Consider the following 25665-nt stretch of genomic DNA (forward strand, 5'->3'; position numbering starts at 1 on the left):
TCCCGCGATGAGCACGATGGATGCAAGCGAGCACGACACCCTGGTGTGGCGTCTGCGGCAACTGGCCGCCACCCGCCCCGACGACCTGGCGCTCACCGTCGTCAAGGCCGAAGGCGAGCACGATGCCGAACTCACGCTGAGCTATGCCCAGCTCGACACGCGCTGCCGCGCCGTGGCCGCCGTGCTGCAAGGCCGTTGGGCACTGGGCGAGCGGGTGCTGCTGCTGATGGACAACGACGAGCACTACGTGGTGGGCTTCATGGCCTGCCTGTACGCCGGCCTGGTGGCCGTGCCGGTGTTTCCGCCCGAATCACTGCGGGAGCAGCACCTGGCCCGTCTGCGCGCCATCGCCACGGATGCGCAGGCGTGCGGCGTGCTGAGCACCGAGGCCATGCTGCCGCTGATCCAGCCGCTGCTGGCCCCCGGCGTGGGCCTGGTGGCGGTGGATGCCGCTTCGCACTGGCCTGCCGCCGACTGGCGCCCCCACGCCCCGCGTGAAGGGGATCTGGCCTTCCTGCAATACACCTCGGGCTCCACCGCCAGCCCCAAGGGGGTGATGGTCAGCCACGGCAACCTGTCGGCCAACGAGCGGGCGATCGCTGAGGGTTTCGATGTGCGGCCGGACGACGTGGTCGTGTCCTGGCTGCCGCTGTTCCACGACATGGGGCTGATCGGTGGATTGCTGCAGGCGCTGCATGCCGGTGTGCCGACGGTGCTGATGTCGCCCAGGTACTTCCTGGAGCGCCCGCTGCGCTGGCTCAAGGCCATTGAGCGCCACCGCGGCACCGTGAGTGGCGGCCCCGACTTCGCCTACCGCCTGTGCCTGGAGCGCATCACCGATGCGCAGCGTGACGCGCTGGATCTGTCCAGCTGGCGCCTGGCCTTCTCTGGGGCTGAACCCATCCGGTACGACACGCTGGAGGGCTTCGTGCGCCGCTTCGCGCCAGCGGGGTTGCGCGCGACGGCCGTCTACCCCTGCTATGGCCTGGCCGAGGCCACGCTGTTCGTCACCGGCTCGCGCCGAGACCAGGGCATGCGCACCGCCACCTTCGATGCGCCGGCCCTGGCCCAGGGGCGGGGGGCTGCGGCCGACCAGGGCCGCACGCTGGTGGCCTGTGGCCAGCCGGTGTCCCGACATGCCCTGCGCATCGCCGATCCGGGGGATGGCCGGGCGTTGGGCGACAGCCAGATCGGCGAGGTGTGGGTGCGCGGGCCCAGTGTGGCGCAGGGCTACTGGGCGCGGCCCGAGGCCAGTGCCGAGGCCTTCGTGCAGCGCGAGGGGGGGCGCTGGCTGCGCACCGGGGATCTGGGCTTGTGCCATGAGGGGCAGCTTTACATCACAGGGCGGCTCAAGGACGTGATCATCGTGCGCGGCCAGAACCTGTACCCCCAGGACATCGAGCGTGCCGTGGAGGCCGGCGTGCCCGAGGTGCGCAAGGGCCGTGTGGCGGCGTTCGCGGTCGATGGCGTCGGCGGCCTGCCGGGCGAGGGCATCGGCGTGGCGGCCGAGGTGCCGCGCAAGCAGCAGGGCCATGTCTCGCCGCTCGCGCTGGCCGAGGCCATCGGCAGGGTGCTGGGCGGGCTGTGTGGCGAGCCGGTGTCGGTGGTGGTGCTGCTGCAGCCGGGCGCGTTGCCCAAGACTTCCAGCGGCAAGCTGCAGCGCCAGGCGTGCCGGCAGGGCTGGCGTGAGGGCCTGCTCGACACCTTTGCCGTGGTCGAGCATGGGCAACTGGTGCGTGGGGCCGATGGTGCCTCGGGCGATGCAGGCGCGAACGCTTTGGCGCCCGTGGCGCTCGATGACGACGAACGCGCCCTGACCACGCTGTGGCACGAGGTGTTGCTGCGCTGGCGGCCGGGCCTGCCGCTGCCCGGCCCCGATGCGCACTTCTTCGTGCTGGGCGGCAACTCGCTGGCCGCCGCGCAGCTGGCCATGCGCATGGGGGCGCAGTGGGGGCGCGAGGTGCCGCCCCGCCTGCTGTTCGACCACCCGGTGCTGCGTGACTGCACGCGGGCGTTGCTGGCGCTGCCGACGCTGGCGGGGTCCCAGGGCGTGCAGGCCGATGTCCCGGCATCGGGCGGTCCTGTCTTGCGACCCTTGCCGGCCGAGGCGCGAGCCCGTCCGCAGCCTCTGTCACACGCGCAGCAGCGCCTGTGGTTCCTGTGGCAGCTCGAGCCGGGCAGCACGGCCTATCACGTCAGTGGTGCCTTGCGCCTGCGTGGCGGGCTGGACATGCGGGCTTGCCGCTCGGCATTGAACGCACTGGTGGCAAAGCATGAGTCGCTGCGCACGGTGTTCCGCGCCGGGAGCGACGGAGAGCCGCTGCAGCATGTGCAAGCCGCCGCCTCGATGGCGCTGGCCGAGTGCGATCTGCGCGGTGTGCCATCCGCCGAGCGCGAGGCGCGCGTGCAGGCCTGGGCTCAGGCCGAGCAGGCTCAACCGTTCGATCTGCGTGAAGGGCCGCTCGTGCGCGCCGCGCTGGCCCGCCTGGCCGATGACGAGCACGTGCTGCTGCTGGTGCTGCACCACATCGTCTGCGATGGCGAGTCGATGCAGGTGCTGGTGGTGGATCTCGCAGACGCCTACGCTGCCACGCTGGCCGGCACCCCGGTGCCCTTGCCCGCGTGGCCGGCACTGCAGTACGCCGACTACGCCGTCTGGCAGCGGGCGTGGCTGGCCGAGGGGCATGCCCGTTCTCAACTGGCGCACTGGCGCGCGCAGCTTGGTGGTGAACAGCCCGTGCTGGCGCTGCCCACCGACCACCCGCGGGGCCCGGTGGCGGCCTATCGCGCCGCACGGCTGGTTCTGGCGTTGCCGGTCGAGCTGTCGTCGGCGCTGGCACAGCAGGCCCTTGCACAGGGGGCATCGGTCTTCATGCTGCTGCTGACCGCCTGGCAGGCCCTGCTGTACCGCTGGACGGGCCAGCATGACATCCGCGTGGGGGTTCCCGTGGCCAACCGGCACCACGCCGGCACCGAGGGCGTGGTGGGCTTCTTCGTCAACACGCTGGTGATGCGGGCCCGGCTGCAGGGGCGCCTGTCATTGCGCGAGGCCTTGCAGGCGGTGCGAGAACAGGCCCTGCAGGCCCAGCAGCACCAGGATCTGCCCTTCGACCAACTGGTCGAGGCGCTGCAGCCAGAGCGCAGCCTGAGCCACACGCCGCTGTGCCAGGTCACCGCCAACCACCTGAGGCAGGATTGGGCCCAGCATGCCGCGCTGCCGGGCCTGTCGGTCGAACAGCTCGACCTGCCCGAGGTGGCCGCCCAGTTCGAGCTGACGCTGGAGACGCGCGAGCGCCCCGACGGCACCTTGGGCGCGCACCTGGTCTACGCTGCCGAGTTGTTCGAGCCGGCCACCATCGAGCGCCTGGGCCAGGGCTGGCTGCGCCTGCTGGAGGCGCTGGCGCACCGGCCTGATCAACCCATGGGCGATGTGGCGCTGCTCGGCCCCGACGACCACACGTTGCTGGCCGATTGGGGACGTGGCGACCTGCCCGTGACGGGCGCGGATGCCTCTGCCGGAGCCCTGGCGACGCTGCCGCCAGCGCGTCCACCGTGGGCCCATCAACGCATCGAGGCCGTGGCGCGCCGCCATCCGCATGCCGTGGCGCTGGCCATGGGCGCCACCTCGCTGAGCTTCGGCGAACTGAACCGTCGTGCCAACCGCCTGGCCCACCGTCTGATCGGCCTGGGCGTGAGACCCGAGGCCAGGGTGGGGGTGGCGCTGGACCGCTCCATCGACCTCGTGGTGGCCCTGCTGGCCGTGCTCAAGGCGGGTGCCGCCTATGTGCCGCTCGACCCCGACTATCCGCGCGACCGGCTGGACCACATGGTGACCGACAGCGGGATCGCCTGGGTGCTGACACAGGCCTCGGCCCGCGCGCGGCTGTCGCTGCCGGCCGGGCCGTTGCTGCTGTCTCTGGATGAAGAGGGCGCACAAGGCATGCTGCCCGGCACGCATGACGAGAATCCCGCGGTGCCTTTGCACCCGCAGCATCTGGCCTATGTGATCTACACCTCGGGTTCCACCGGCCGGCCCAAGGGCGTGGCCGTGGCACACGGTCCCCTGGCCATGCACCTCGATGCCATCGCCCAGCGCTACGATGTGCGACCCGGCGACCGCGAACTGCTGTTCTTCTCGATGAACTTCGATGCGGCCGTCGAGCAGTGGATGACGCCATTGTGCGGTGGCGCTGCGCTGGTGCTGGCCGAGCGTGAGCAACTGGCCATCGAGTCCTTCGCGCGGCTGATCGCCGAGCAGAGGATCACCACCTTGCACCTGCCGCCGGCTTATCTTCGCCTGCTGGCGCCTGCACTCCAGGGCCGCGATACCCGCGTGCGCAACTGCATCGTTGGCGGCGAGGCCTGGTCCGAGGCGGACCTGGCCGACGCGCGTGCGGCCTTGCCGGCCCAGCGTTTCGTCAACGCGTATGGTCCCACCGAAACCATCATCACTCCCACCGCCTGGGTGGGTGGTCCCATGGCCGCGGAGGACGGGCCGTCAGGCCTGCGCGTCCAGGGCGCCGTGCCCATCGGCCGGCCCGTGGGCGACCGCCGTGCCTGGGTGCTCGATGAAGACCTCAACCCCGTGCCTCCCGGCGCCTGTGGCGAGCTTTACATCGGAGGCTTGGGCCTGGCACGCGCCTACCACGCCAGGCCGGGCCTCAGTGCCGAACGCTTCGTGGCCGATCCCTTCGACACGCAGGGGGGGCGTCTCTACCGCACCGGTGACCGCGTGCGCTGGCGAGCCGATGGGCAGCTCGACTACCTGGGCCGTCTCGACCAGCAGGTCAAGATCCGGGGGTTCCGCATTGAACTGGGCGAGATCGAATCCGTGCTGCGCGCACAGCCTGGCGTGGCCGAAGCCGCCGTGCTGGCCCGCACCGGCCCGAGCGGCCCGCGCCTGGTGGGCTACGCCACTGCGCGCGAAGGCGAGGTGATCGAGGCCGCGGCACTCAAGGCTGCGTTGTCGGCCCGTCTGCCCGACTACATGGTGCCCGGCACGCTGGTGCTGTTGAGCGCCTTGCCGCTCAACCCGAACGGCAAGGTCGATCGCGCCGCGCTTCCCGAGCCTGCCGCCCAGCCGGACAGCGCTCAAGAGGCCCCCAAGGGCACGGTGGCCTCGGTGATCGCCGGCATCTGGGCCCAGGCCCTGGGCCTGCCCCGAGTGGGCCTGCACGACAACTTCTTTGACCTGGGTGGCCATTCGCTGCTGCTGATGAAGGTGCAGCGCCAGCTGGAGCAGGCGCTTGATGCGCGCGTGTCGGTGATCGACCTGTTCCGCTGCACCACGGTGGCCACGTTGGCCGCCCACCTCGAAGCGCAGGCGCGTGGCGACGGCGTTGCTGGCGTCGAAGCCGGCCTGCAACAGCACCAGGCCCGCGCTCGCCGCCAGCGCCGCGCCTTCCTGCCCCGCAAACCGACCGTCGAAAGGACCCCGTCATGACCTCTTCACCCGCCCTTGGCGCCGACCCCTTCCTGGATGACGTCGCGCGCGACGGCAACGAGACCGACATCGCCGTGGTCGGCATGGCCGGCCGCTTCCCCGGGGCCCCGGACGTGGCCACCTTCTGGGCCAACCTGCGCGATGGCGTCGAATCCATCCGTCCCCTGAGCGACGATGAACTGCGCGAGCGCGGCGTGCCCGAGGCCAGCATTGCCGACCCGGCCTATGTGAAGGCCGCTGCGCGCCTGGAGGGCGTGGACCGCTTCGATGCCGCCTTCTTCGGCTATTCGCCCCGAGAAGCCCAGGACATGGATCCGCAGCACCGCCTGTTCCTGGAAACGGCCTGGGAAGCACTGGAGGCCGCGGGCTATGACGGCGGTGCCTGGCCGCGCCCCATCGGGGTGTACGCGGGCACCGGCGTCAACACCTACCTGCTGCTCAACCTGATCGGCAGCGGGCGCTTCTCGGACCTGCGCGACATCTCCTCGCTGCAGGGCCTGATGAACGGCAACAACAAGGATTCGATGACGACCACGGTGTCGTACAAGCTCAACCTGCGGGGGCCGGGGGTCACGGTGCAGACGGCCTGCTCGACATCGCTGGCATCGGTGCACGTGGCCTGCCGCGCTCTGCTGAACCACGAGGCCGACATGGCCCTGGCCGGCGGCTCGTGGGTGAACCTGCTGCACGATGACGGCTACCGCCACCAGGACGGCGCGATCCTTTCGCCCGATGGCCACTGCCGAGCCTTCGATGCGCAGGCCGCCGGCACCGTGATCGGCAGCGGCGTGGGCATCGTGGTGCTCAAGCGCCTTGCCGATGCGCTCGCCGAAGGCGACACGATCCATGCCGTCATCAAAGGCTCGGCCATGAACAACGACGGCTCGGCCAAGGTGGGCTACACCGCGCCCAGCGTCGAAGGCCAGGCCGAAGTGATCCTGGCCGCGCAGGCCATGGCCGGCGTGCAGGCCGACAGCATCGGCTACATCGAGGCGCACGGCACGGGCACCACCATGGGCGATCCCATCGAGATCGCCGCGCTGACCCAGGCCTTTCGGGCCACCACGCGCCGCACGGGCTACTGCGGCATCGGGTCGGTCAAGAGCAATGTGGGCCATCTGGACGCGGCCGCCGGCGTGACGGGCCTGATCAAGGCCGCGCTGTCGCTGGAGCACGGCGTACTCCTGCCCAGCCTGCACTTCAAGACGCCCAATCCGCGCATCGATTTCGATCGCAGCCCGTTCTACGTCAACGCGGTGCTGAAGGACTGGCCTGAGGACGACGGGCCGCGCCGCGCAGGCGTGAGCTCCTTCGGCATCGGTGGCACCAATGTGCACGTGGTGCTGGAACAACCACCCCAGCGCGAGGCCAGCAGCGGCTCTCGCGGCTGGCAGGTGCTGCCGCTGTCGGCGCGCACGCCCGCTGCGCTGGTACAGATGGGGCAGCGTCTGGCCGCACACCTGCGCGCACACCCCGGTGTGCCGCTGGCCGATGTGGCCCACACCCTGCAGGTGGGGCGCAAGCGCTTCGGGCACCGTGCTGCCGTGGCCTGCCGCAGCGTGGACGAGGCCATCGCCGCGCTGGAGGGCCGCGACGCGCGCCGCCATCTGGCGCAGGACAACGGCCCCGCGCAGGAGGCGCCACGCGTGGCCTTCATGTTCCCCGGGCAGGGTGCGCAGCATGTGGACATGGGGCGCGAGCTCTACGAACGTGAACCCGTTTTCCGCGATACCGTGGACCATTGCGCCCTGGCGCTGCGGGCCCCGCTGGGCCTGGACCTGCGCGAGCTGCTCTATCCTGCCCCTGGCACCGAGGCTGAAGCCACTGCGCGCCTGGGCCAGACCGCATTGACGCAGCCGGCACTCTTCGTGGTGGAGTACGCCATGGCGCAGCTGTGGCGCTCGTGGGGGCTGCAGCCCGCGGCCATGATCGGCCACAGCATCGGCGAGTACGTGGCGGCCTGCGTGGCCGGTGTCTTCTCACTGGACGACGCGCTGCAGCTCGTGGCCACGCGCGGACGCCTGCTGCAATCGATGCCCGCCGGGACCATGGTGGCCGTGACCTGGCCCGAGTCGCGTGTGCAGGCCTTGCTGGAAGCGTCGGGCGCCGCGTGCGATCTGGCGGCCATCAATGCCGAGGAGCTGTGCGTGCTGGCCGGGCCGGCCGAGGCCATCGAGGCCGTCTCGCGCGATCTGCTGGCGCAGGGCGCCTCGGTGCATCGCCTGCACGTGTCCCATGCCTTCCATTCGGCCACGGTCGAGCCCATGCTGCCGGCTTTCGAGCAGGCCTTGCGTGGTGTGGAGCTGCGCGCACCCGCCATCCCCTTCGTTTCGAATGTGACGGGCCGCTGGATCACACCCGGGGAAGCGACCGACCCGGCCTACTGGCTGCGCCATCTGCGCGGCACCGTGCGCTTTGCCGAGGGCGTGGGGCAGCTGCTGGCCGATCCGTCGCTGGTGCTGCTGGAGGTCGGCCCGGGCCAGACGCTGACGGGCCTGGCGCAGCGCCATGCACGGGCCCAGGGCGCCGATGGGCGGCTGGCGCGGGCCGTGGTGCCATCGGCGCCGCGCATCGCGTCGCAAGCCGGCCCTCAAGAAGGCGGCGAGGACACGCTGGCACGGGCCGTGGCGCGCCTGTGGCTGGCGGGCGTCGATCTTGACTGGACGGCACTGCGTGCCAATGAACGGCGCCGCCGTGTGCCGCTGCCCACCTACCCCTTCGAGCGCCAGCGTTTCTGGGTCGAACCGGGCTCACAGGCCGGTGCCTTGCTCAGTGGCCAGGGCGCCCGCGGCGGCGCGCTGACGCTGGCCGATGTGGTGCGTGGCCCCGATGACTGGTTCTCCGTGCCGTCATGGACGCGCGTGGCCCCGGCGGCCTTGGCTCGGGCCGATGAGCGCCCCGGCTGCCGGGTGGTGTTCGCCGATCGCCACGGGCTCGGTGACCTGCTGGCCGCGCATTGGCGTGGCGAGGCCGGCCAGGCCAGGCCCGTCGTCATCGTGCGTGAAGAGGGTGGACAGAAGGCCGTGCGCGGCGAGCACGTGCTGCGCCCCGGTGTGCGCGAGGACCATGAGCGCGTATTGCGAGCCATCGCCGACGAGCATGGCCCCATCGCCCACATCGCCCACCTCTGGGCGGTGGGGCCGGACGCCGCGGCACGGGAGCGCGCGTTCCACAGCCCGCTGTACCTGGCGCAGGCACTGGACGCCGATCCTTCCCTGGCCACGGCCGGAGCCCCTCTGGCGTTCACCGTGGTCACCACCGGCCTCGCCGATGTCACGGGCCAGGAGGTCATCGATGCAGACAAGGCCACCGTGCTCGGCCTGCACAAGGTGATGGGGCAGGAGTGCCCAGGCGTGGCCTGCCGCGTGCTGGACGTGGTGCTGCCCGCGCCGGACAGCGCCGATCAGGTGCGCCTGGTCGGGCAGATCGCTGCCGAAGCTGCCTTGCCGGCCGAGGCCATGGTTCTGCCGGGAGAAGGCATCCCCGCGCAGGCCCTGGTGGCCTTGCGCGGCCCGCACCGCTGGACCGAGAGCTACCAGCCGCTGCGCCTGGATGCGCCACCCACGGTGTCGTTGCGCCATGACGCCGTCGTGCTGATCACCGGTGGCCTGGGCGGTGTGGGCCTGGCCGTGGCCAGGCACCTGGCCTCTCGCGGACCGGTGCGCCTGGCCTTGCTGGGCCGCACGGCCTTGCCGCCGCGCGCGCAGTGGGATGCCCTGCTGGCCGGGTCATCCGATGGGGACGAGGACTGCGCCCGCCAGGCTGCGCAGGCGCGCGAGGTGCTGGCCATCGAGGCCCTGGGTGCCCAGGTGCTGCTGCTGTCGGGCGATGTGGCGCACGAGGCGGATGCACGCGCGGCCTGGCAGGCCACCGCGGAGCGCTTCGGCGCTCTGCACGGCGTGGTGCATGCGGCGGGCGATCCTGGCGGTGGCCTGATCGCGCAGCTGTCGGCCGAGCAGGTCGAGCGCACCTGGGCCGCGAAGGTCGAGGGCGCGCGCCACCTGCTGGCGCTGGTGGACGAGCAGCCGCGTGCGTTGGACTTCGTCGTGCTGTGCTCGTCCATGGCCACGGTCGCGGGCGGCCTGGGCAAGGCGGCCTACGCGGCCGCCAATGCCTGGCTGGACGCCGCGGCACGCGCGGCGGCGCAGCGCCAGTCGCCCACACCGGTGTGGGCCATCGGCTGGGACAGCTGGCGCGATGTGGGCATGGCCGGCCACATGGCGATGCCCGAGGGCGTGGGCATCGCGCCGGAGCAGGGCGGGCGGGCGCTGGTGCGCATCGTTGAAGGTCCTCGCGTGGCGCGGGTGGTGGTGTCGACCGTGGACCTGGGTGCACGCCTGGATCCGCGCCGCAACGACCTGCTCAGTCAGCCTGGCCTGGCCGACGCCGCGCCGCGCGCGCAGGGCCATGCCCGCCCGCCGCTGGACACGCCTTTCGTGGCGCCCGAGGGCGAACTCGAGACCCGCCTGGCCGACATCTGGCAGGTGCTGCTGGGCATCGACGCCATCGGCATCGACGACAACCTGTTCGAACTTGGCGGCGATTCCCTGCTCGGCATCCAGCTGCTGTCACGCGTGAAGGCAGCCTATGCCGTCGAACTGCGCCCGGCCGACTTCTTCAAGCAGCCCACCATCGCCGCCTTGGCGGCCCTGGTGGAAAGCCGCCTGATCGACGAGATCGAACAGGGCCACGGTGCTGGCCTGACGGAGGCGCCGTGAGCACCCTTCCGCCTGATGACCTGGCCCGCCGCCGCGCGCGGCTGAGCCCCGAACAGCAGGCCGCGCTGGCACGTCGGCTGCAGGGGACGCGCAGCGCCGCCACGGCAACCGTGACGATGCCTGCCCGCGTCTACCCGCATGCAGGGCCACTGTCTTTCGCGCAACGGCGCCAGTGGTTCTACTGGCGCCTCGACCCGTCCAGCACGGCCTATCACCTGGGCGGGACCATGCACTTCGAGGGCCGGCTGGACCTGGACGCGCTGCGGCGTGCGTTCGATGCGCTGGTCGCCCGGCACGAAGGCCTGCGCACCGTGCTGCGAGAGCACGACAGCGGCCATGTGGAGCAGGTGGTGCAGGCCGCCATGCCGCTGGAGATCCCGCTCATCGACCTGGCAGGACTGCCAGCCGCCGAGCAGGCCGCGCGCGCCGCCACCGAGGTGGCCCGCCTGCAGGAGCAGCCCTTCGACCTGCGCACCGGGCCCATGCTGCGCGTGGCGGTGGTGCGCCTGGCCGAGCATCGCCACACGGTGACGGTGGTGATGCACCATGCCGTCACGGACGCGTGGTCCAAGCAGATCGTGCTGGCCGAGTTCGTCGCCAACTACACTGGCCTGGTGCGCGAAGGCCGCCTGCCCGCGCTGCCTCCCCTGGACCGGCACCTGGTGGACCACGCCCGTGACCAGCAGGCCTGGCTGGGCTCGCCCGAACAGCCCCGGCAGATGGCCTTCTGGCGGGCACAGCTGGACGATGGCAGCGGTGACCACCCCGTGCTGCGCCTGCCAGCCGACGCGCCACGTGCATCACGCGGCGAGAGCAGCCGGTCGGTTGAGCTGGCACTGCCCGTGCCGCAGGACCTGGCCGAACGCCTGCGCCGCATCGCCCAGGATCAGGGCAGCACGGTGTTCGTCACGCTGCTGGCCGCGTTGCAGGCGATGCTGCACCGGTTCACCGGTCTTACCGACATCCGTGTCGGCGTGCCCACGGCCAACCGACACCGGCTCGACAGCGAAGGCGTGGTCGGCCTGTTCGTCAACACCCTCGTGATCCGCAGCCGCATCGACGGCCGCACGCCGATGGCCTCGGTGCTGGCCCGTGCCAGCGAGGCCCTGCTTCAGGCGCAGGCCCACCAGGACCTGCCGTTCGACCAGCTGGTCGAGGCCCTGCAGCCCGGCCGCGGTGGCCAGCACCACCCGCTGTTCCAGGTGATGTGCAATCACCTGCGCGAAGACCATCGCGCACTCGACGGGCTGCCCGGCCTGCGGCTGCTGCGCTACGAGCTGGCCGAGCAGCACGCCAAGTTCGACCTCACGCTCAACACGGTGGAAGACGCCCAGGGTCGGCTGGAGGCTCGTTTCGGCTGGCCCGAGGGGCTCTTCAAGCCGGCCACGGTGCAGCGCTTCGCCGATGCCTGGCTGGCCTTGCTCGGCGCGCTGGCCGGCTCGCCCGACGTGGCCGTGGCCGAGGTGCCGCTGGGGGCGCAAGCGCAGCGGCTGCTCGCCGCCTGGCGTGCAGCGCCGGCCCTGGGCCCTGGCCAACATGCCACGGTGCTGCAAATCATCCAGGCTCTGGCCGTGGCCGGGCCCCAGGCGCTGGCGGTGTCCTGCGGTTCTCAACACCTGACACGTGCGGCACTGCAGGCCGAAGCGCATCAGCTGGCCGGTCGGCTGGTGTCGCTGGGCGTGGCGCCGGAATCGCCCGTGGCCCTGGCCCTGCCCCGTTCGGTCGATCTGGTGGTGGCCTGGCTGGCCGTGTGGATGGCGGGGGGCGCGTGCGTGCCGCTGGACACGGCCCAGCCCGCGCCGCGCCTGCGCCGGATGATCGAAGGCATCGGTTGCCATTGGGTGCTGGCCGATGGCCCGGCGCCCGCCGATCTCATGGCGATGCCTGGTGTGGCCTGGTTGCAGATCGGCCGCCGGAGCGGCGCCGTGCCTGATCCATCGCCCAATCTGGCGCCGGAGGCGATCACGCTCCCGCCGGTGCGTCCCCAGGCGCTGGCGCACATCATCCACACCTCGGGCTCCACGGGCCAGCCCAAGGGCGTGGGGGTGACGCATGCGGCGCTGGCCCATTACGTGAACGCAGTGCTGGCGCGCCTGGCCCTGCCGGCCGAAGGCGGCGCGATGGCCATGGTCTCCACGCCCGCCGCGGACCTGGGCCACACCACCCTGTTCGGGGCATTGTGTGCTGGCCGCCCGCTGCACCTGGCCGAGCCGGGCCATGAACTGGATGCCGTTCGCCTGGCCGAGAGCCTGCGCCGCGACCAGGTGGCGGTGCTCAAGATCGTGCCCAGCCACCTGCAGGCGGTGATGCAGGCTCTGGCATCGGCGGGGCTGGACCCGGCCGACGCCCTGCCTTCCCACACGCTGGTGCTGGGCGGCGAAGCCACCCCCTGGTCGCTGGTCGATCGCCTGCACGGGCTGCGGCCCGGTCTTCGCCTCATCAACCACTACGGACCCACCGAGACCACGGTGGGCGTGTTCACCCAGGCCGCCGACACCGCCTGCCGCGAAGCCGCCACCTTGCCCGTCGGCCGGCCGTTGCCCGGCACCACGGCCCACGTGCTGGACGAGGCGTTGCACCCGGTGCCGCCGGGCTGCGAAGGTGAGCTCTACCTCGGTGGGCCAGGCCTGGCGCGTGGCTACCTGGGGCAGGGCGGCCTGACGGCCTCGCGCTTCGTGGCCGACCCCTTTGGCGGCGCCGGCGCTCGCCTGTACCGCACGGGCGACCGCGTGCGCTGGCGCGCATCGGGTTCAGACGACGAACAGGGCCAGCTCGAATACCTCGGCCGCACCGACCACCAGCTCAAGATCCGGGGATTCCGGGTCGAGCCGGGAGAGGTCGAATCCGTGCTGGCCGCCCAACCGGGCGTGGCGCAGGCCCTGGTGGTGGCCGAATGGCCCAACGATGGTGTGGGTGGTGGCGAGCCGCGCCTCGTGGCCTATGTGGTGCCCTTGGGCAGCGTGACGCTCGATGGCACGGCCTTGCGCGCTGCGCTGGCCCGCGCCTTGCCCGACGCGCTCGTGCCCTGCGCAGTGGTCGTGCTGGGTGCCTGGCCGCTCAATGCCAACGGCAAGATCGACCGGCGTGCCTTGCCGCCGCCGCCGAGCGGCCGGGCGGCCGGGCACGAGCCGCCCCAGGGCGACACGGAAGCGCTGCTGGCCACGCTGTGGCACGAGGTGCTCGGCGATGCCTTCGATGACGGGTTCGCGGCCACGGGCACCTCGCCACACACACCGTCACTGGCCATCGGTCGCCATGACCGCTTCTTCGACCTGGGTGGCCATTCGCTGGGCCTGGTACGCGTGCAGGCGGCCGTGCAGCGCCGCCTGGGCGTGCAACTGCCCCTGCGGGCCTATGTGGACAACCCCACGCTGGCCGAACTGGCCGCCACGCTCGCGGCCGCGCAAGGCAGTGCCGCCACCGAAGACGACGCCGCCTTGCGCGACATGGCCGCCCTGCTCGAATCCCTGGAGAACTGAATGGAACTGGACAAGCACGCCATCGCGCGGCGTTTCGGCGCGCTGGCGGCCGACAAGCAGCAGGCCTTCCTGGCAGCCCTGGCCCGCCAGGGCATCGATTTCGCGCGCCTGCCCATCGTGCCCAGGCCCGAAGGGGCCCATGCCGTGCTGTCCCACGCACAAGAGCGCCAGTGGTTCCTGTGGCGGCTCGATCCTGCCGGCACGGCTTATCACATCACCGGCGCCTTGAGTCTTCGCGGCAAGCTGGACGTCGGCGCCCTGCGACGGGCCTTGCACTGCTTGTTCGAGCGTCACGCCAGCTTGCGCACCGTGTTCCAGCCGCTGGATGACGGGCTGGCCCAGCCTGTGCTCATCGAGGCGGCCCATGCAGGCGATGCGCCGATCGAGCTGATCGACCTGCAGCGCGCCGACGGCGGCGCGCCTGCGCCGGAGGAGATGAGCGAGGTGGCCGACCGCATCGTCGCCAGGCCGTTCGACCTCACGCAGGGCCCGTTGCTGCGCGTGGCCCTGGTCCGCCCATCGCCGCAGGAGCATGTGCTTGTCGTGGTGCTGCACCACATCATCAGCGACGGCGTGTCCATGCAGATCCTGCTGGGCGAGCTGGTCGCGCAGTACCGCGCCCAGGTGGAGGGCACCGAGCCTGCGCTTCAGGCCGCCGCGCCCATCGCCTATGCCGACTACGCGCAGTGGCAGCGCCACTGGCTGGCGGCCGGCGAGCAGGAGCGTCAGCTGGCCTACTGGCGAACGCAGCTGGCACACGATGGCGATGAGCCACCCGTGCTGCAACTGGCCAGCGACCATCCGCGCCAGACCGTGGCCGCCTACCCCGCCGCCCGCCACGCCTTCGACCTGCCCGATGCGCTGGCCGCAAGCCTGCACCGGCGCGCGCAGGCCGAGGGCACCACTGTGTTCACCGTGCTGCTGGCCGGCTGGCAGGCCTTGCTGCACCGCTACACCGGCCTGACGGACATCCGCGTGGGCGTGCCCATCGCCAACCGCCAGCGGCCGGAAACCGAATCGGTGGTGGGCTTCTTCGTCAACACCCAGGTGCTGCGCGCGCGCGTGCATGGCCGCATGCCGCTGCAGGCCCTGCTGTCCCAGGTGATCGACGCCACGCGCGGTGCCCAGGCCCACCAGGACCTGCCCTTCGAGCAACTGGTCGAGGCCCTGCAACCCCAGCGTGTATTGGGCCAGGCGCCGCTGTTCCAGGTGCTGCACAACCACCAGCGCAAGGACCTGCGCGCACTGGCGCAATTGCCGGGCCTGACCATCGAGCCCTTCGAGCTCGGGGATCGCCTGGCGCAGTTCGAACTCACGCTGGACACCATCGAGCGCCCGGGCCAGGCCCTGGGCGTCCTGATCACCTATGCGGCGCCGCTTTTCGAGCCGGCCACCATCGAGCGCCTGGGTCGCCATTACCAGCGGCTGCTGGCCGCGCTGGCCGATCAGCCCGCGCAGGCGCTGTCCGATGTGCCTCTGCTGCACGATGACGAGCGCAGCCTGCTGGCCGCCTGGGGCGCGCCCCAGCCCGGCGTGCCCGGCGATTTCACGCCCGTGCATGCGCTCGTCGAAGCACAGGCCCTGCAAAGGCCGCACGGCCCGGCGCTGATCATGGGCGAGACCGTCTGGTGCCATGCCGAGCTGAACGAGCGGGCCAATCGACTGGCCCACCACCTGATCGCCGCCGGCGTGCGGCCCGAATCGCGTGTGGGCATCGCCGTGGAGCGCAGCCCTGACATGCTGGTGGCGCTGATCGCCGTGCACAAGGCCGGCGGGGCCTATGTGCCGCTGGACCCGGGCTACCCGGCTGAGCGCCTGGCTTTCATGCAGGCCGACAGCGGGGTGCGCTGGGTGCTCACCCAATCCCACCTGGCCGACCGCCTGCCTCCGCTGGAGGGCGTGCAGACGCTGTGCCTCGACCGCCTGCCGCTGCAGCACGAGCCCACCACCAACCCGGGCGTGGTGCTTCACCCCGGCCACCTGGCCTACCTCATCTACACCTCGGGTTCGACCGGCCAGCCCAAAGGCGTGGCCGTGCCCCATGGCCCGCTGGCCATGCACGTGCGGTGCATCGGCGAGCTCTACGGCATGACGCCGGACGACCGCGAGCTGCAGTTCGCCTCCATCAACTTCGATGGTGCGCACGAGCGCCTGTGGGTGCCGCTGGCCTTTGGCGGCGCCGTCATGCCCCGTGACCACGAGCCCTGGTCCGTCGAGCGCACCTGCGCCGAGATCGAGCGCCATGGCATCACCGTGGCCTGCTTCACGCCCAGCTACCTGCACCAGATCGCCGAGCTGGTGGGCGAGGGCGCTCGCCAGCTGCCCATCCGCTCCTACACCGTGGGCGGTGAGGCCATGTCGCGCGCCAGCTTCGAGCTGGTGCAGTCGGTGCTGCGCCCGCCGCGCATCGTCAATGGCTACGGGCCCACCGAGACCGTGATCACGCCGTTGATCAGCCGGGCCTACCCGGGCGACACCTTCGATGCGGCCTACATGCCCATCGGCCGGCCCGTTGGGGAGCGCACCGCGCACGTGCTCGATGCCGATCTGCAGCCCGTGCCACCGGGCGTGCCCGGCGAGCTCTACATCGGCGGCACGGGCCTGGCGCGCGGCTACCTGGGCCGCGCCGGCCTCAGCGCCGAGCGCTTCGTGGCCGACCCCTTCGGCGCGCCCGGCAGCCGCCTTTACCGCACGGGCGACTGGGTGCGCTGGGGCCTGGACGGACAGGTGCAGTACCTGGGCCGTGTGGACCACCAGGTCAAGGTGCGTGGGTTCCGCATCGAGCTGGGCGATGTCGAGGCGCAGTTGTTGCGACAGCCCGGCGTGCGCGAGGCCGTGGCGGTGGTGCGGCCCTCGCCCTCGGGCAGCCGCCTGGTGGCCTATGTGGGCCTGGGCGAACAGGGCGCGTCCAAGCCCCAGGCGGCGGCCACCCTGCGCGCCGCCCTGGCCGAGGCGCTGCCCGAGCACATGGTGCCCTCGGCCATTGTCGTGCTGGCCGCGCTGCCGCTGAACCCCGCCGGCAAGGTCGACCGCAAGGGCCTGCCCGAGCCGGCCATCCGCCAGGACGACCACGCCGAAGCGGAGGGGCCGATCGAGCAGGCGCTGGCCGCCGTGTGGGCCACCGTGCTGGGCCTGCCACGCGTGGGCCGCCATGACAACTTCTTCGAGCTGGGCGGTGATTCCATCCTCAGCCTGCAGATCGTGGCGCGTGCCCGCCAGGCTGGCTGGCGCCTGACGCCGCGCCAGCTGTTCGAGCGCCAGACCATCGCCGCGCTGGCCGCCGTGGCCCGGCCCGTGGACACGCGCGCTGCACGCCCCGCCGAGCGGGCCCAGGGCCAGGCGCCCCTGCTGCCGATCCAGGCTGCGTTCTTCGATGCCGCGGTGCGGGATCGCCACCACTGGAACCAGGCCGTGCTGCTGCACAGCGCAGTTCCCATCGACGCACCGGCCCTGGTGTGTGCCGTGGCTGCGGTACTGCGCACGCACGACGCGCTGCGCCTGCGTTTCAGCTGCGTGGACGCCCGCGCCGTGCCGCCGTCGCGCGGCTGGTCACAGGCCTATGCGCCGCTGGACGCCCTGGGCGATCCGGCGGCGCTGGTGTGGCAACGCCAGGCCGATGGCGAAGCGGCTCTGGCCGCGCATGGTGCCGAGGCCCACCGCAGCCTCGACATCGAGCACGGGCCGCTGCTGCGCGCCGTGGCCATCGCCATGGCCGATGGCAGCGCGCGCCTGCTGCTGGTGGTCCACCACCTGGTGGTGGACGGCGTGTCGTGGCGCATCCTGCTGGACGACCTGGGCAGCGCATATGCGCAGGCCCGGGCGGGCCGGCCCCTGCCGGCCATCGAGTTGCCTGCGCCCACCGACAGCGTCCAGGCCGCCGCATTGCGCCTGCAGGGCGACCCGGCCCGCCATGCCGACGAGCGCGCGCACTGGCACGCCCTGGCCCAGGTGCCCGCGAGCCTGCCCTGCGCCCGCCCGGACGGCGACGCCCGGCTTGGCCGCCACACCCGCCTCACGCTGTCGCTGGACGCGGCCCGCACCCAGGCCTTGCTCAAGGCCGCGCCCACCGCCTACCGCGCGCACGCGCAGGACCTGCTGCTCACTGCGTTGGGCCGTGCCTTGTGCGCCTGGAGCGGCCACGAACAGCTGCTGATCGACCTGGAGGGCCATGGCCGCGAAGGCCTGGGCGACGACCTCGACCTGTCACGCACGGTGGGCTGGTTCACCAGACTCTACCCGGTGGCCCTGGCGCCCCTGGGTTCGCCGGAAGAGGCCCTCAAGCGCGTGAAAGACGGCCTGCGCCGCGTGCCGCGCAAGGGCCAGGGCTTCGGCCCGCTGCGCGCCGAGACACCCGATGCCGCCTGGCCGCGCGCCCAGCTGGTCTTCAACTACCTGGGCCAGTTCGACGCCAGTTTCGACGCCGATGCGCCGTGGCGCCCGGCCCAGGAATCCTCGGGCGAGGCGCTCGATCCCGCCGCCACGCAATGGCACGAGTTCAGCGTCAACGGCCAGGTCTATGGTGGCGAGCTGCGCCTGAGCGTGTCCTTCAGCCCCGATCGCCACGACACGGCCGCGGTGCAGGCCTGGATCCATGCCTGGCGCGACGAACTGCACGCCCTGATCGGGCACTGCACGCGTGGCGATGCCCAGGGCGCCACGCCCAGCGACTTTCCGCTGCTGGCGCATTGGCCGCAGGCCATGCTCGATGCCTGCCTGCACGCGCTGCCCGTGCCGGCTGCGCAGGTGGAGGACCTCTACCCGCTGACGCCCATGCAGTCGGGCATGCTCTTTCACAGCCTGTTCGACACGCAGGCCGAGGGCGCCTGCCTCAACCAGTTGCGCGTGGATGTCGAGGGCCTGCATGTGGACCGCTTCGAGGCCGCCTGGCGCGGTGCCCTGGCCCGCCACGAGGTGCTGCGTACCGGGTTCTTGCACAGCGTGGACGGGCAACCCGAGCCGCTGCAATGGGTGGCCCGCACGGTAAGGTTGCCGATCAGCGTGCTGGACTGGCGTGACCGCGCCTGCGCGCCCGTCGACGATGCCATGGATGGCCTGCAGGCCGAACTGGACACCTTGGCCCGAGATGAACTTGCCCGGGGCTTCGACCCCCTGCGTCCGCCGCTCACGCGCTTGCTGCTGGTGCGCACGGCCGACACGCGCCACCACCTCGTGTGGACCGTGCACCACCTGCTGATGGACGGCTGGAGCGCTTCGCAGCTGATGGGCGAGGTGCTGCGTGGCCATGCCGGTCTCGACGTGGCCACGCCCGACGGGCGATACCGCGACCATGTGCAAGCCCTGCGCCGGCACGACGCGTCGGCGGCCGAAGGGTATTGGCGCCACTGCTTGGCCGCGCTGGACGAGCCCACGCGTCTGGCCGAGGCCTGGCTGCCGCCCGCATCGTCTCCCTCGGCGGCGGATGCCGCTGCAGAGTTCCCACTCCTGGGCGAACACCTGCTCGTGGTCGACGAGGCCGCCACCACGGCGTTGATCGAGACCGTGCGGCGCGAGCGCGTCACGATCAACACGCTGGTGCAGGCCGCCTGGGCCCTGGTGCTGGCGCGCTGCACCGGCAGAGACCGCGTGGCCTTCGGTGCCACCACCGCAGGCCGTGGCGATGCGGCCACCGATGGCCAGGGCCCGGCCGCCGTGCTGGGCCTGTTCATCAACACCGTGCCCGTGCTGGCCGAGCCCCGGCCCCAACAGCACACGGGTGACTGGCTGCGCGCGCTGCAGGCGCAGAACCTGGCCTCGCGCGAGCACGAGCACACCCCGCTGGCCGACATCCAGCGCTGGCTGGGCCGCCCAGGCCAGGCCCTGTTCGACACGCTGCTGGTGTTCGAGAACTACCCCATCGACCAGGCCTTGCGAGGCGACGTGCCCGGCGGCATCGCCTTTGCGAACGTGCACAACCGCGAGGACAGCAGCCACGCGCTCACGCTCACCGCCTCCTCGTCGTCCACCGTGCAACTCAAGCTGCGCCACCAGCGTCGCCTGCTGGCCGACGGCACCGTGGCCCTGCTCGCCCGTGAGCTGGAGGCCGTGCTGCGCGCGCTGGCCCGTTTGCCCCGCGATGCCGCGCACCCGCTCGGCGCCGTGCTGGCCGAGGCGGCCGGCCAGACGGCCGGTGCACGGACCCAGGCCATCGCCCCCGCCGTGGTGGCCGCCTCACGCCCGCTGCACCAGCAGATCGCCGAACAGGCCGCGCGCCGCCCCGAGGCCACGGCCCTGAGCTTCGGCGATGCCACGCTCAGCTATGGCGAGCTCGAGGCACGCGCCAACCGGCTGGCCCACCGCCTGCGCGCGGCCGGCGTGCGCCCGGAGGCCCGCGTGGGTCTGGCGATGGAACGCTCGCCCGAACTCATCGTCGCGCTGCTGGCCATCCTCAAGGCTGGCGGGGCCTACGTGCCGCTCGATCCAGCCTACCCCGCCGAGCGCCTGGCCTTCCTCGCGCAGGACAGCGGCATCCAGTGGTTGCTGACCCATTCGCAGCTGCGCGCCAGGCTGCCCGACACGCCCGGCGTGGCGGTGTGGTCGCTCGACACGCTCGATCTGTCGGCCGAGCCTGCCCACGCCCCCGAGGTGGCGGTGCGCGCCGACCACCTGGCCTACGTCATCTACACCTCCGGCTCCACCGGCCGGCCCAAGGGCGCGCAGCTCACCCACCAGCACGTGGCGCGCCTGCTCACGTCCACCCAGCCCTGGTTCGGCTTCGACGCCGACGATGTCTGGACGCTGTTCCACTCCTACGCCTTCGACTTCTCGGTGTGGGAGATCTTCGGCGCCCTGTGCCACGGCGGCCGCCTGGTGATCGTGCCCCATGTGGTCAGCCGCTCGCCCGATGAGTTCCTGGCCCTGCTGCGCCGCGAGCGCGTCACCGTGCTCAACCAGACCCCCTCGGCTTTCCGCCAGCTGATGCAGGCCGAGGGCCTGTACGCTCAGGGCGGACGTGACCTGGCCTTGCGCTGGGTCGTGTTCGGAGGCGAGGCGCTGGAGGTGGAGACCCTGCGCCCCTGGTTCGACCATCTCGGCGACCACCGTCCGCAATTGGTCAACATGTACGGCATCACCGAGACCACGGTGCACGTCACGTGGCGCCCCATCGGCCGAGCCGACCTGCCGGCACCCGGCACCATGGCGCGCAGCCCCATCGGTGGCCGCATCCCCGATCTGGGCCTGTACGTGCTCGACGCCAACCTGTGTCCTGTGCCGCCTGGCGCCACCGGCGAGCTGCACGTCTCGGGCGCGGGTCTGGCGCGCGGCTACCTGCACCGTGGCGGGCTGAGCGCCGAGCGCTTCATCGCCGATCCGTTCAATGGCGCCGGCGGCCGCCTCTACCGCACGGGCGATCTGGCGCGCTGGCATGCCGACGGCCAGATCGACTACCTCGGCCGCATCGACGACCAGGTCAAGGTGCGGGGCTTCCGCGTCGAACTCGGCGAGATCGAGGCCCGCCTGCTGGCGCTGCCCGGCGTGCGCGAGGCCGTGGTGCTGGCGCGGCCTTCGGCCGGCGGCATCCGCCTCGTGGCCTACGTGACAGCCCGTGCCGGCCGGCCCGCGCACGATGCCGCGGCGCTCAAGGCCCAACTGGCGCAGACCCTGCCGGAGCACATGCTGCCCGCGACCATCGTGTCGCTCGATGCCCTGCCGCTGACGCCGCATGGCAAGGTCGACCGCCGTGCGCTGCCCGAACCTTCGGCGCAAGCCGGCACCGGCGAGGCACGCGCGCAGGAAGCGCCGCAAGGCGAGGCCGAGCGGGCCGTGGCACAGGCCTGGCGCGATGTCCTGGGCCTGGCCTTCGGGGGCCGCCAGGACAACTTCTTCGAGGCAGGGGGCGATTCCATCCTGAGCCTGCAGATCGTGGCGCACCTGCGGCGCCAGGGCTGGCGCGTGTCGCCCCGCCAGGTGTTCGAGCAGCAGACCGTGGCCACGCTGGCCGCCGTGCTGGCCCGTGATGCGAGCCAGGGACCCGAGGGCGGCGCTGTCGACGGCCAGACATCGTCCGGTGGCGCGCCCTCCGGGCAGCCGCTCGCGCGGCTGGATGCGCCGCAGACCCTGCGCGATCACCTGGGTGACGCCCTCGCCACCGAACTGGCGTTGGCCCACGGCTGGACGGACGCGCTCATCGAGGACGTCTTCCCACTCTCGCCCATGCAGGAGGGCATGCTCTTTCACAGCCTGGCCTCGCCGGGCACGGGCCTGTACGTCAACCAGCTCAGCGTCGAGGTGCACGGCCTGGACGCCGAACGCTTCGCCCAGGCCTGGCGCACGATGGTGCAGCGCCATGCCACGCTGCGCACCGCCTTCCTGTGGCGCGATGGCCTGGCGCGTCCGCTGCAGGTCGTGCTGCGCGAGGCCCACGCGCCGGTCGCGCTGCTCGACTGGCGGAGGCTCGACGCGCAGGCGCAGGCCGCGCAACTGGCCCGGCTCACCGACACCGAGATCCGCCAGGGCGTGGCGTTCGACGCCGCGCCCCTGTCCCGCCTGAGCCTCATCGACCTGGGGGGGCAGCGCCACCAGCTGGTGTGGACCTTCCACCACCTGCTGCTCGATGGCTGGGCCCAGTCGCGCCTGATCGGCGAGTGGCTTCAGGCCTATGGTGGCGAGCCGCTGGGCGATGCCGGCCCCGCGTATGGCCGCTACGTGCGCTGGCTGGCCGCGCAGGATGCCGAGGCCTCGCGCGCCTTCTGGACCGGTGCGCTGGCCGGGATCGACGGCCCCACGCTGCTGGCCGATGCGGCGCGGCCCGATGCCGCGCGCCATGGGTTCGAGCAGATCTACACACGCCTGGATGCCGACGAGACCGCGCGTCTGCGTGCCTTCGCCCAGCGCGAGCGCGTCACGCTCAACACCGTGGTCCAGGCCGCCTGGGCCCTGCTGCTGCAACGCCACACCGGCCGCGACGATGTGGTCTTCGGCGCCACCGTGGCCGGCCGGCCCGACACCCTGCCAGGCGCGCAGGACATCCTGGGCCTGTTCATCAACACCATCCCCGTGCCGGTGCGACGCCGTCCCGGGCAGCGCGTGGGCGAGCACCTGCGTGACCTGCAGGCGCTCAACCTGCGCCTGCGCGAGCAAGAGCACAGCCCCCTGGCCGAGATCCAGCGCTGGGCCGGCTCGCCCGGCCGGCCGCTGTTCGACAGCATCATCGTGTTCGAGAACTACCCGGTGGACCAGGCCCTCAAACGCCACGAGCGCCACGGCCTGCGCTTCGGCGAGGTGGCCGGGCGAGGCCTCACGGGCTTCGCGATGGACCTGCAGGTGGTGGTCGGCGACACGCTGGAGATCGAGTACAGCTTCGGCCGGCGCGAGTTCTCCGGTGGCTTCGTGCAGGCCCTTCGCGCACAGATGGAGCAGCTGCTGCGCCAGATGTCGCGCGATGCCGGCCAGGCCATGGGCGCGCTGGACTGGCTCGATGCGGCCACGCAGGCCGATCTGCAGGCGCTGGGGCAGGGCAAGCGCACAAAGAGCTCCCTCCACCCACCCGTGCACACCCTGATCGAGCAGCAGGCCCGCACGCGTCCCGAGTCCACTGCGCTGATGATGGGCGGTGAGCGCTGGACCTATGCCGAACTCAACGCACGTGCCAACCGACTGGCCCACCACCTGATCGCCTTGGGCATCGGGCCCGAGTGCCGGGTGGGGGTGGCCATGGCACGCAGCCTGGACACCTTCGCGGCTTTGCTGGCCGTGCTCAAGGCTGGCGGCGCGTACGTGCCGCTGGATGCGGCCTACCCGGCCGAGCGCCTGCGCTTCATGATGGACGACAGCCAGCTGGCCGTGCTGCTCACGCACCAGGCTCTGCTGGACAAGCTGCCCACGCCGGCCGGGCTGCCCACCTTGGCCGTGGAGGCGCTGGACCTGTCGCACCTGCCGGACACCAACCCGGCCCGCGCCACGGCCCAGACGCAGATGGCCTATGTCATCTACACCTCCGGCTCCACCGGGCGGCCCAAGGGCGTGGCCGTCACCCACGGGCCGCTGTCCATGCACTGCCAGGCCACCGCGCGCCTGTACGGCATGGACGAGACCTCGCGCGAGCTGCTCTTCATGTCCCTGGCCTTCGATGGCGCGCACGAGCGCTGGCTGACCACGCTGTGCACCGGCGCGGCCCTGTCCGTGCGCGACGATGAGCTGTGGACGGCCGAGCAGACCTGCCGCACCCTGCGCCGCCATGGCATCACGCAGGCCGCCTTCCCGCCGGCCTACCTCGGCCAGGTGGCCGACTGGGCCGCGCAGCAAGGCGATGCGCCGCCGGTGGACCTGTACGTGTTCGGCGGCGAGGCCATGCCTCGCGCCACCTATGACAAGGTGCGCCAGGCGCTGCGGCCGCGGTGGCTGATCAACGGCTATGGCCCGACCGAAACCGTGGTCACCCCGCTGATCTGGAAGGTGGATGCGGGCCAGGGCTTCGACGGGGCGTACGCGCCCATCGGCCGCCCGGTGGGGGATCGCACCGCGCATGTGCTCGACGGCGATCTGCAGCCCGTACCGCAAGGCGCGGTCGGTGAGCTCTACATCGGGGGCCTGGGCCTGGCGCGTGGCTACCTGGGCCGCCCGGGGCTGACGGCCGAGCGTTTCATCGCCGATCCCTTCGATGCCACTGGCGGTGCGCGCCTGTACCGCACCGGCGATCTGGTGCGCTGGCTGGACGATGGCCAGATGGAATACGTGGGCCGGGCCGACCACCAGGTGAAGGTGCGCGGATTCCGCATCGAACTCGGTGAGATCGAGGCCCTGCTGCTCGCCCAGCCGGGCGTGACCGAGGCGGCGGTGGTGGCGCACGAAGCGCCCACCGGCCGGCAGCTGGTGGCCTATGCCGTGTCGGCCCAGCCGCAGGCTGGTGACCAACCGGCCCTGCTCAAGGCCGCCCTGGCGGCGGCCCTGCCAGAGCACATGGTGCCCGCCCACATCCTGGTGCTGCCACGGCTGCCGCGCCTGCCCAATGGCAAGCTCGACCGCCACGCGCTGCCCGAGCCGGGCGCGGCCCGGACCCAGGCCGAAGGCCGGCCCTTCGTGCCGCCTTCCACCGACGCCGCGCGGCGCCTGGCCGGCCTGTGGCAGGAGGTTTTGGGCGTCGAGCGCATCGGCGAGCAGGACAACTTCTTCGAACTGGGGGGGGATTCGCTGCTCAGCCTGAAGGTGATGTCACGGCTGCGGCAATGGCGCGATCCGGCCCTGGATTTCAAGCTGCGAGACCTGATGCAGCGGCCGACCATCGCGGGGCTGCTGAGACTGGGGGAGGGCGCGACCACCTCTGCGGCGCCTTCGCCACCGCTCTCCCCATCGCGTGAGGCGCCTGCCCTGGTCGAGCTCAACGCCCGCATCGACGGCCCGCCGCCCCTGTTCTGCCTGCATGCGGGCGTCGGCACGGTCTTCGACTACCAGCCGCTGGCGCGCCGGATGCAAGGCCACCGGTCGGTGTTGGGCCTGCCCTGCCGCATGCTCACCGATCCTGCGCACCGCGACACCTCGCTCGTGCAGATGGCCGATGACTACGCGCGCCTCATCCACGCGGCGCATCCCGAGGGCCCCTGCCATCTGCTGGGCTGGTCGCTGGGCGGTGCGCTGGCGATGCTGGTGGCACAGCGGCTCGAAGCGCGTGGGCGGCGCATCGGCCTGCTGGCCCTGGTCGATCCCTTCGTGCCCGCGGTGGCGGCCTCGCGGCCCGGGCCGGTGTCCGCCGAAGCCGATGACCTGGCCGCCGGCCTGGCGGCCACGCTCGCCACCGGCATGGACGCCGACGAACTGGCCCGCATGGCCCTGGTCGCGCGGCACCTCGGCGAGCTGTCGGCCCAGGCCGGTGAACTGCCGCGGGTCGGCGCCGCGCCGCGCCTGTGGTGGGCGTCCCGCCGCGACCCGGCGCACCGCGAGGCGCTGGCCCGCCAGAGTGGACATGCCGGTGCATGGTCGCGAGAGATCGAGGCCTCGCACTTCGAGCTGCTGCGTCATGCCGGCGTGCTGGCTCAGATCGAAGGGGCCCTGCGGCAGGACGAGGCCGGTGCTGCCGGCGCGTGATGGCGCC

The 25665-nt window shown here is 72.1% G+C and carries 4 protein-coding genes; all 4 read left to right on the forward strand.

The window, feature by feature from the left end; genetic code table 11:
• The first annotated feature begins 7 nt into the window (after positions 1–7).
• The 4 genes from EIP75_RS07915 to EIP75_RS07930 are packed head-to-tail and all read left to right on the forward strand — an operon-like array spanning position 8 to position 25658.
• A complete protein-coding gene (locus EIP75_RS07915) occupies positions 8–5443 on the forward strand; it encodes a non-ribosomal peptide synthetase (protein ID WP_125242708.1) in 5436 nt (1811 codons plus the stop codon).
• Entirely contained in the window at positions 5440–10161 is a 4722-nt protein-coding gene (locus tag EIP75_RS07920) for a type I polyketide synthase (protein ID WP_125242709.1), read from the forward strand. Before EIP75_RS07915 ends, EIP75_RS07920 begins: the two co-directional genes overlap by 4 nt.
• The gene (locus EIP75_RS07925) at positions 10158–13640 is read left to right on the forward strand and encodes a non-ribosomal peptide synthetase (RefSeq protein ID WP_125242710.1); all 3483 of its coding nucleotides are present in this window, start codon (positions 10158–10160) and stop codon (positions 13638–13640) included. The genes EIP75_RS07920 and EIP75_RS07925 overlap by 4 nt, the downstream gene beginning before the upstream one ends.
• Positions 13641–25658: a non-ribosomal peptide synthetase gene (locus EIP75_RS07930; protein ID WP_125242711.1), complete on the forward strand. Its 12018-nt coding sequence runs from the start codon at positions 13641–13643 to the stop codon at positions 25656–25658. It abuts the gene before it with no gap.
• Positions 25659–25665 lie beyond the last annotated feature (7 nt).

It is taken from the genome of Aquabacterium soli (assembly GCF_003933735.1).
Taxonomy (GTDB): Bacteria; Pseudomonadota; Gammaproteobacteria; order Burkholderiales; family Burkholderiaceae_C; genus Aquabacterium; species Aquabacterium soli.